The following is a 9,083-nucleotide window of genomic DNA, read 5'->3' as shown; positions in this document are numbered from 1 at the left end:
TTGCCGCTGGCGCCGGTGGAGGCGCTCGAGCCGCCGTCAGCGCCGCTGGTGTCGTCGGTGGTGGTGTCGGTGTGGGTGGGGGTGTCGCCGCAGATCAGGGACATCAGGGCGTCGGCGCGGCGTTCGGCTGTGGAGTAGTTCGGCTCCGGCTCGACAGGCTCATCCGGGGCGGTGTCGGGGTCGGCGGCCCGCGTCGCGGCAGCCGCGGCGGTGGCGTCGGTGTCGGCGGCCTGGTGTTCGGCGACCCGCTGGTCGAGGGCTTCGGCCAACACGGCGGCTTCCTCGGTGGCCAGTAGGGCGGAGACGCTGGACATCCCGTCGACGCCCTTGCCGATGCGCACACCGCGGCCGCGGCTGGCGTCCTCTTTGCGCAGGCGGATGGCGTCGGGGTCGTGGCGACCGATGACGGCATCGACCTCATCGCGCAGGGCCTTATCGCCCAGGCGAATACCGGCGGCGACACCATTGAGGTAGTCCTCGACGACCTGGCGCTGGACCTGCTCCAACACGTCCCCGCGGACGGTGGCCATCTGCCGGGCCAGCAGTTCGGCGACGCGTTGCTCCATCAGCCCGGCGGCCATGGCCTCCAGGATCGCCGGGTAGCGGGTGTGCAGTTCCCAGGCAAAGGACAGCATCTTCTCCGCGCGCCTGGCGGAGATCGACATCGCCGCCACCACATACCCGGCCGCCGCGACGAGCCCGTCCACAACAGCGTGGCCGGGACGGGCCTCGTGACTGCCGTCGATACCGTGCCCGTACTCACGCCAACACTCCTGCAACAGCGCGTAGCAGGCGACCAGGCGCTGCGCGGCCGCCCGGTTCTCCGCCGCCCACCCCTCCCGCGCCGCCGCCGTCAACCCCGTCAACGCCGCCGGGCCGGACGAGCCGGCAGGGTCGGATGAGCCTGCAGAGCCGGACGAATCGGCAGGGCCGGCAGGGGACGCGGGGCTGCCGGCCGTGCGCTCGGAATCACCGTCCATGCCCCACCCCCTGTGGTCGACTGTGCGGCCGCGCCGCAGCCCGCCTCGAATACGTGTTCTATTGTACGCATACGTGTTCGACACCACAAGGCCTACGTGGGTGGAACTGAGAAAGATCACGCATTGGCAACGACGCTTCGGGGGCTCGAGATTTATGAGACCCTCATTAACTGATCGGGGGAGACCGCCCGACGCACCGGAGTTCGGAGGCTCACCATGACTAAGTCAATCGCGTACGTCGGCGCACTGGCCGCGGCCCTGCTCGTCGCCTCGGCGGGCACTGCAGCAGCTCAGAGCTCTGATCCTGCGGACACCGGCTCGATCCCGGGCTCCGCGGCCGCCGATGGCGAGAACGGTACGGGTGCCGAGAGGGGCAGCGGTGCCGGCGCCGAGGACGGCGAGACCGGCCAGCTGGGCGAACTCGGTGAGCTGCTTCCCGGCTCGGTCACGGGGTCGCTGCCCGGCTACGCCTCGGGGCCGCTCGGTTCCGCGGCCACCTTCGCCTGCAACGTCGGCAGCGCCGCCGGCCTGGCCGCGAATGCGATCGGAGCCCCGTTGCAGGTGCCGGTCGGCGTGATCTGCGCGGTCCTCAACCCCGCCGCACGGTCCGCCGACGCCCTGCTGGCAGGAGACGTCGACGGATCGGTCAGCGCTGTCCTCAGCGGAGTGCCGCTCGTGGGGGGCTCGCTGGCGGATCAGCTCGACACCTCGTCGGCCACCGAGTCGGTCGAGGGATCGGTCGGCGAGCAGCTCGGCTCGCTGACCGAGACGTCGTTGTCGCCCGCGAACTGAGCCGAGACGGCGAGAGCCCGCGCCGGACAGCGGCCGCCGCGGAGACCGGCCCAGCCGCGGTCAGGCCCGCTGGCCGCGGCCGAAGGTCTCCGGCTCGACGGGCTGCTGGTCCTTCGGCAGCCCGGCCACGACGAGACGGTAGGACTCGGTGACGAGCTCGTCGACCATCTCGGCGGTCAGGGTGCCGCCCGGATGCAGCGAGATCCAGTGCTGCTTGTTCATGTGGTAGCCGGGAGTGATGTCGGCGTGCGCGGCGCGGAGGGACATCGAGTCCGAGGGCAGCGCTTTGAGGATCACCTGGGGCTCGCCCTCGACCTCGGCGTGAAACATGAACATCTTGCCGCGGACCTTGAACACGCCGAAGTCCGGGCCGAACGGGAATTCCAGGGTGGACGCCGGAAGCTCACGCGCCCGCGCGGCCGCGCACTTCTGGAGTTCCCGTCCGTTCACACGGTCGACGCTACCGTCACCCCACGGGTGTCGGGTCGTGCTGCCGGCGCGGTGCCGCATCGCCGCGAGCGCCGGGAGCCGCGCCCTGTCGCCTCGTCGCCTCGTCGTACGCCTCCCCGGACCGCGCCGCGAGCGGGTTCGCCAGGGTGCCCGCGAACTGCAGGGACCCGGCCTGATCGGTCAGGTCCACCATCTGCCTGGTGTTGCGCAACTGCAGCCGGTTGAGGCACGAATGCTTGAACCGCGGGGCGAACAGCGACTCCCAGGTGGGACGGTGCACCTCGCCGTCGTCGCGCGCGTCGCCACGCCCGGCCGCGTCGTCGCCCGCGTCACCTGGGGCGAGCACCTCCAGGCACCGGCGCGTCTCGTTCCAGAACGCGTCGGCGTCGAGCACACCGGCGGCGTCGAGGACCCCGGCTAGGTGGCGCAGCACCCCGTCCATCACGTCGGTCTGGATACTCAGGGCGGCGGTCTCGGCGTCCACGACGTGGCGGACGCGCTCGATGCCGTCGGGCAGCGGGAGGTCGCGCACCATCGCGATCTCCTCGCCGATGTCCTTGAACAGCGCGCGCCGCGGCGTGTGGTCGGGCCCCAGCACGACGATGACGTTCTCGCCGTGCGGCATGAACACCAGCCCGTGCGCGAGCAGGCACCGCGCGACAGGCAGGACGTAGGCGTCGAGCAGCGCACGGAGCCACGTGCGGGCGTCGTGGCCGGAGCGTTCGAGGTGTTCGACGGCGAGGGCCCGCCCGTGGAGGTCCACGTGCAGCATCGACGCCAGCGTGATGGCCCGCTCACCGTCGACCAGCCGGGGAACCGGACTCTCGCGCCACAGTGCGGCGATCATCTTGGTGTGGGGTCCCTCGTCGGAGACGCCGGCGGCGGCCGCGCGGTGGTAGGCGTCCCCCGTGTAGCCGACCGCGGCGACCTCACGGAGGATCTGGAAATCCAGCGCCCGCAGCACCGGGTCGGAGTCGACGATGCCGGCCACCCAGTCGTTGACCGCCGGGGTGTCGCGCATGTACTTCGGCGACAGGCCGCGGGTGAAGCCCATGTTCTGCACGGCCAGGGCGGTCTTGACGTAACCGCGCTCGGGGCGGGTGACGTCGAAGAACGTGCGCACGGACTGCTGCGGCCGGTACTCGCTGTCGGACTCGCCGAGGTACACGAGGTCGCGGCGGGCCAGGTCGGGGGCGAACGCCACCGCGATCTTGTGCTCCCACTGCCACGGGTGGACGGGCAGGACGCGGTACCCGGCGGGGTCGAGCCCGAGCGCGCGCAGGCGGTCGTCGCACCGCTCGAGGGCCTCGGCGCCGAACTCGCGGGCGTAGAGTTCCCGCTCGTCGAGGCCGGCGACGGTGGCCAGGTGACTGAGGTCGCGGCGCGCGGCGAGCCACACGAGCCGGACCGTCGAGCGGGACTCCGGCGTGAAGTGGTGTCGGTCGGTGAGGCCGAGGCCCACTCGGCCGTTGTTGGCGACGAAGCCGGGGTGTCCCTCGGTCATCGCCCCCTCGACCTCCTGGAGTCCGGACTCGGCGAGCTGTTGCACGGGCCGGTCGCGGTGGTGCAGGCAGAACGCGGCCGAGCCGAGCGTCGCGGCGATCTCCTCGAGGTAGATGCCGAGCAGCGTCTCCGGGATGCCCAGCTCCGGCGCGAGCGCGATGATGAGCTCCTGCGCATCCGGTTCCGCCGGCACGCCGTCGACCTCGCGCCGCAGCGACGCCTCGTCGATCACCCAGTGCTCCAGCGGCAGCACGCGGGCGCGGAACGACCACCGCTCGTCGCCGGCGCGGACCGTGTAGGTGTCCGTCGCGGCGTCGTGGACGGGCGCGAGGAGCCGTTCGTGGGAGAACTCGGCGAGGGCCTTGACGCACAGGTGGCGGTGGGCGCGGCGCATCGCGTGGCCGGTGAGATGAGCGTGTCCGGCGTGGGTGTCCGACGGCGACGACGACGAGATCACCTGCGTCCCGGCGCCGATCTCCGACTCGCGGAACGCGTCGGCATCACAGAATGAGAGCAGTGCCGTCTTGTCGGGCAGGTCGACCGGGCCCGCCTCGCGGAAGCCGGCGCGGGCGTTGAGCCGGTGCACGGCCGTGTTCCGGATGTCGGGCTCCACGACCACCCGGCGGGCCGGCGCGTCGCCGATCATCGGGACCGCGAACGCCGTGGAGCAGATGGCGCCCATGACCGCGGCCGTCGTGCCGGGGACCGGGGTGCGGGTCGGCGCGACGAGCAGGTGCATGCCGAGGTCGCCGAGCTCGTGCGGGTACCGGCCGTCGAGCTCGACCTCGGCGGGGTCGTAGAACACGGCCAGGCCGGCGCGGAGACCGTCGATGCGGACGATGAGCACCCGCCGGTGCGGGTCCGACGACCAGTCGACGAGGAATTCCTCGACCTGCGCCGGCGTCGACCCCTGCATGCCCCAGTAGGCCGAGCCGGGATGGTCGAGCCAGGCGTGCAGCGTGCGGAGTGTGTCGGTGCCGTCGGTGCTGTCGGTGCTGTCGGTGCTGCCACCGAGGGCAAGTGGCTCGAGCGTGACGATCCCGGCCGGGGTGTGGACGGTGCTGACGGGGGTCTGGACTGTGCTGACGGGGTGGCTCATCGTGCCTCCTGGTGCCGGGTGGTCGGCGAATCGTGGGCGGGGGCGGGCCGAGTGGGATCGGTGCCGCCGGCGGGAGCGCCGAACTGCTGGAACGCGATCGACGTCTCGACCGGGTAGACCTCACGCCCGCAGATCGAGCGCAGGATGATGCTGTTGCGCATCGCGCCCATGCCCAGGTCCGGAGCGGTCAGCCCGTGCGTGTGCTCCTCCGCGTTCTGGACGTGGATCGTCGAGTGCGCCCGGTCGACGGTGTGATCGCGGGCCACGCGGTACCGGCCCCGCTCGTCCCGGTCGATCTCGTCGGCGATCCCGTCCAGGAACCGGGGCGGGGTGGGGGAGTAGCCGGTCGCCAGGACCAGCCCGTCGGTGTGGTGCGTCCAGGGCCGCCCGGTGTCGGCGCAGCTCAGGTCCAGGCGCAGCGCGCCGGGGGAGTCGGCCTCGCGGGCCGCACGGGTGGCGCCCTCCAGGGTGGTGGCCGCCGCGAGCAGGCCGCTCGCGAGGCCGTGGACCGACCGGCGGTACAGCAGGTCGTGGATCTCGTTGACGAGGTCGGCGTTGATGCCCTTGTACAGCGAGCGCTGCTCCCGCAGCATCCGGTCGCGCTGATCCGCCGGCAGGGCGTGGAAGTGGTCGATGTACTCCGGTGAGGTCATCTCGAGCGTGAGCTTGGTGTACTCCATCGGGAAGAACCGCGGGGACCGCGTCACCCAGTCGATGCGCGGGCCGTCGACGCCGGCGGACGAGAGCAGGTCGTGGTAGATCTCCGCGGCCGACTGGCCGCTGCCCACCACGGTCACCGATCCCAGCGACAGCAGCTCGTCCCGCCGGTGCAGGTACTCGCTCGCGTGGAGCGCCACCGACCCGTCACCGTCCAGCGGCTCCCGGTCGATCGGCGCCCACGGGGTCGTCCCGATCCCCAGTACCAGGTGCCGGGTGCGATAGGTCTCGGTGCCCTCCGGGGTGATGGCCGTGACCCGGTAGACGGGCGCCTCGTCGTCGTCGCCCCGTTCTTCTCGTCGGACGTCGACCACCTCCCGGCCCCAGCGCAGGCCGCCGACCCGGTCGGACGCCCAGCGGCAGTAGGCGTCGTACTCGGCGCGCAGCGGCTGGAAGTTCTCACGGATGTAGAAGGGGTACAGGCGCCCGATCTCCTTGAGGTAGTTCAGGAACGAGTACGGCGACGTCGGGTCGGCCAGCGTCACCAGGTCGGCCAGGAACGGCACCTGGATGGTGGCGTCGTCGAACATCAACCCGTGGTGCCACGCGAAGCCGTCGCGGGCGTCGAGGAAGACCGCGTCCAACCCCAGCGGCTCGGCCAGGCACGCCAGGCCCAGGTTGAACGGGCCGATCCCCACGCCCAGCAGGTCGTGGATGCGGTCGGTGGTGTCGGTACTCACGTCAACACCCCCGCGGTTGTGGCCTCGCGCATCCCGGCGGCCAGGTACCGGGCCGCGGAGCGGACGTCGGCCAGGACGGCGGCGACGTCCTCGTCGGCGAGAGTGGGATCGAGGACGGTGAGCTTGAGGCACGGCCGCCCGTCCACGACGGTCGCCGCGACCAGCGAGCGGCCCTCCGCGAACAGGGTGTCCCGGATCGGGCGGACCAGGGCGTCCGACTCGTCGTCGGAGACGGGCCGCCCGTCCGCGCCGGCCGGGCGGGGGCGGAAGAGCACCGTCGACAGGGCCGGCACGCGGACCAGTTCGAGCTCGGCGTCCGCCTCGACGGTGCGGCCGATGCGAGCCGCGACGTCGATCGCGCCGTCCAGCAGTCGGCCGATCCCGTCCGCGCCCATCACCCGCAGCGTCATCCACAGCTTCAGCGCGTCGAAGCGCCGGGTCGTCTGCAGGGACTTGTCCACCGCGTGGTCATCGCCGTCGGCGGGGTTGAGGTAGTCCGCGCTCACCGTGGAGTGCCGGAAGCCGGAGCCGTCGCGGAGCAGCAGCGCCGACGCGGCGACCGGCAGGAAGAAGGTCTTGTGGAAGTCGACGGTCACCGAGTCCGCCAACTCGATCCCGTCGAGGAGGTCGCGGCGGGTGGGGGAGACCAGCAGCCCGCCGCCGTACGCGGCGTCGACGTGCATCCACACGTCGTGGCGGCGGCAGACCTCGCCGACCGAGCGCAGCGGGTCGATCGCGCCGTGGTCCGTGGTGCCGGCGAGGGCCACGACGGCCGCGACCTCGTGCCCGGCGTCCGCCAACGTGGACAGCATGCGGTCGAGCGTGGCGGGGTCCATCCGGTCGCCGTCGCCGGGCAGGGTCACCACGGCGTCCGGGGCCAGGCCCAGCAGGCGCGCGGCCTTGACCACGCTGAGATGGGCGTGCTCGCCGGTGACGATCCGCAGACCCGGCAGCCGCGCGCAGCGGTCGCCGGCGTCGTCGCTCCCCGGCGCCGGCCGGCTGAGCCTGTCCTCGCGGGCGGTGAACAGACCCTGGAGGTTGGACGCGGTGCCGCCGGTCGTGAACACCCCGTCGGGGCGCCCGGACTCGTCGAACCCGATGAGATCGGTGACCCAGTCGATGAGTCTCTGCTCGATGAGGCACGCGGACGTGCCCTGGTCCCACGTCTCCACGGCCGTGTTCACCGAGGTCGCCAGGGCCTCGGCGGCGACGGCGGGGATCGTGATGGGACAGTTCAGGTGCGCGAGGTACCGCGGATGGTGGTAGCCCACCGCGTGGTCGAGGTAGAGCTCGCGGACCTCTTCGAGCGCCTTGTCGAGAGTGCCGAGCGGGGCGGACAGGTCGACGGCCGCGGTCTGCGCGGCCAGCGCCGACGGAGACGCCGGGGACCGCGGCGTGGTCCGACCGTCGAGGTACCGGCTGACCTCGGCGGTCGCCGCCGCCAAGGCCGCGGCGTGGGCCTCCCGGGTCTCGCTGCTCAACAATGGATCGTTCACGGGTACTCCGACCTACTCGGGGACTTCGGTACCGGCGAACGCTAAGCAGGTTAGGCTTACCTAAACAACCGCTGGGTGAGATGAATCACTTTCGCGCCCAGCGAATATGGAAATCTTTCTCGTGACCCTTGCGTTATGGCGCGCCTCACCTCTACTGTGGCGCCTGGCTAGGTTAGCCAAGCCTAACTAGCCAGACGTGTTCGTTTCAGTGGACGGAGATCCCATGACCGCACCTGCCCGGCGTTCCCGACTCGAGGCGGCGGTGTCCGACGCGGCCCGCCCCCGAACCCGGGCGGTGCTGTTCGTACTCACCGCGATCGCGGCGATGCTGGCCCTGCTCGCGGGCTGTTCGACGGGTTCCGTTGACGGGGGCGGCGAGTCGGCCGACACGACCGGCGTCGAGCGGCAGGGCGAGTTCCCGCGCACCATCACCCACGCCTACGGCGAGACGGAGATCCCGGAGGCCCCGCAGCGCGTCGCCACGATCTCCTGGGTCAACGCGGACGTCTCCCTGGCGCTCGGCGTCGTCCCGGTCGGCATGCCCCGCAACTCGTTCGGGGCCAACGCCAACGGCTCCACCGACTGGTTCGACGCCGAGCTCGAGGCGGTGGGTGGCGAGATGCCCGAGCTGTACTCGGAGACCGACGGCATCAACACCGAGGCGATCGCGGCGCTCGAGCCCGACCTCATCCTGGGCGCGTACTCCGGCATGACCGCCGAGGAGTACGAGACCCTGTCCAAGATCGCGCCGACCATCGCGATGCCCGAGGGCGACGTGCCGTTCGGCACCGCCTGGCAGGACTCGACCCGGCTGATCGGTGAGGCGCTCGGCCGCAGCGAGGCCGCCGAGGAGCTCATCACCGAGGTGGAGGGCCAGATCCAGCAGGTCGCCGAGGACAATCCGGCCATCGAGGGCACGACCTTCGTCTGGGCGACCGTCGACCCCGAGGCCGCGGAGAAGATCTACGCGTTCACCGACGTCGACAACCGCCCGCGCTTCCTCACCCAGCTCGGGATGGAGCAGGCCCCGGTCGTCGCGGAGGCCTCCAGCGGCTCGCCCGATCAGTTCGCCGTCACGTGGTCGCCCGAGCGCGCCGACGAACTCGCCTCCGACATCCTCATCACCTACGCGACCTCGCCCGAGGTCCGGCAGGCCATCGAGTCCGACCCGCTGCTCGGCCGCATCCCCGCGGTCGAGGCCGGCCGGATGGTCGTCCAGACCGACGAGCAGCAGGTGCTGTCGATCTCCGCGTCGTCCCCGCTGAGCCTGCCGTGGGCGCTGGAGAACGTCGTCCCCGACATCCTCGCCGCCGCCCAGCAAGAGCAGGGCTGACGCCGGTGACCAGCCCCGCGACGCTCACGACCG

7 protein-coding genes are annotated in these 9,083 nt (G+C 71.8%); 2 read left to right on the top strand and 5 right to left on the bottom strand.

Going from position 1 to position 9,083, the window contains the following annotated elements; translation table 11 throughout:
- Window positions 1-980: DUF222 domain-containing protein (locus G6030_RS15725; protein ID WP_241724408.1), on the bottom strand; the 980-nt coding region annotated here is incomplete at its 3' end.
- 216 nt (window positions 981-1,196) lie between these two features.
- On the opposite strand from G6030_RS15725, the gene G6030_RS15720 reads away from it, so the two are divergent.
- Window positions 1,197-1,772: a hypothetical protein gene (locus G6030_RS15720; protein ID WP_007632499.1), complete on the top strand. Its 576-nt coding sequence runs from the start codon at window positions 1,197-1,199 to the stop codon at window positions 1,770-1,772.
- Between the two features lie 60 nt (window positions 1,773-1,832).
- Here the strand turns inward: G6030_RS15720 and G6030_RS15715 are convergent, their stop codons facing one another.
- Genes G6030_RS15715 through G6030_RS15700 form a run of 4 tightly spaced genes read right to left on the bottom strand, consistent with a single transcriptional unit; the run spans window position 1,833 to window position 7,717 of the window.
- Complete coding sequence (locus G6030_RS15715; protein WP_182643751.1) at window positions 1,833-2,222, bottom strand: MmcQ/YjbR family DNA-binding protein; 390 nt, start codon at window positions 2,220-2,222, stop codon at window positions 1,833-1,835.
- Window positions 2,223-2,238: 16 nt separating this feature from the next.
- Window positions 2,239-4,824 carry a GNAT family N-acetyltransferase gene (locus tag G6030_RS15710; protein ID WP_182643750.1) on the bottom strand — a complete coding sequence of 862 codons (2,586 nt, stop codon included), beginning with the start codon at window positions 4,822-4,824 and terminating at the stop codon, window positions 2,239-2,241.
- On the bottom strand, window positions 4,821-6,221 hold the full coding sequence (locus tag G6030_RS15705; protein ID WP_182643749.1) for a SidA/IucD/PvdA family monooxygenase: 1,401 nt from the start codon (window positions 6,219-6,221) through the stop codon (window positions 4,821-4,823). The genes G6030_RS15710 and G6030_RS15705 overlap by 4 nt, the downstream gene beginning before the upstream one ends.
- The gene (locus G6030_RS15700) at window positions 6,218-7,717 is read right to left on the bottom strand and encodes a pyridoxal-dependent decarboxylase (RefSeq protein WP_182643748.1); all 1,500 of its coding nucleotides are present in this window, start codon (window positions 7,715-7,717) and stop codon (window positions 6,218-6,220) included. The genes G6030_RS15705 and G6030_RS15700 overlap by 4 nt, the downstream gene beginning before the upstream one ends.
- A 223-nt stretch (window positions 7,718-7,940) precedes the next feature.
- Between G6030_RS15700 and G6030_RS15695 the strand changes: the two genes are divergently transcribed.
- Window positions 7,941-9,050, top strand: a complete 1,110-nt coding sequence (locus tag G6030_RS15695) for an iron-siderophore ABC transporter substrate-binding protein (protein ID WP_007632488.1) — start codon at window positions 7,941-7,943, stop codon at window positions 9,048-9,050.
- The last annotated feature ends 33 nt before the right edge of the window (window positions 9,051-9,083 follow it).

It is taken from the genome of Dietzia sp. E1 (assembly GCF_014145015.1).
Classification (GTDB): Bacteria; Actinomycetota; Actinomycetes; order Mycobacteriales; family Mycobacteriaceae; genus Dietzia; species Dietzia cinnamea_A.
The sequence above is the reverse complement of the archived record's forward strand: the minus strand, read 5'-3'. Positions and strand labels throughout refer to the sequence as shown.

What these genes read in the sequence shown, in the direction of transcription:
- G6030_RS15695 (WP_007632488.1), top strand. Translation starts at nt 7,941, where the DNA reads ATGACCGCACCTGCCCGGCGTTCCCGACTCGAGGCGGCGGTGTCCGAC.
- G6030_RS15710 (WP_182643750.1), bottom strand. Translation starts at nt 4,824, where the DNA reads ATGAGCCACCCCGTCAGCACAGTCCAGACCCCCGTCAGCACCGTCCAC.
- G6030_RS15720 (WP_007632499.1), top strand. Translation starts at nt 1,197, where the DNA reads ATGACTAAGTCAATCGCGTACGTCGGCGCACTGGCCGCGGCCCTGCTC.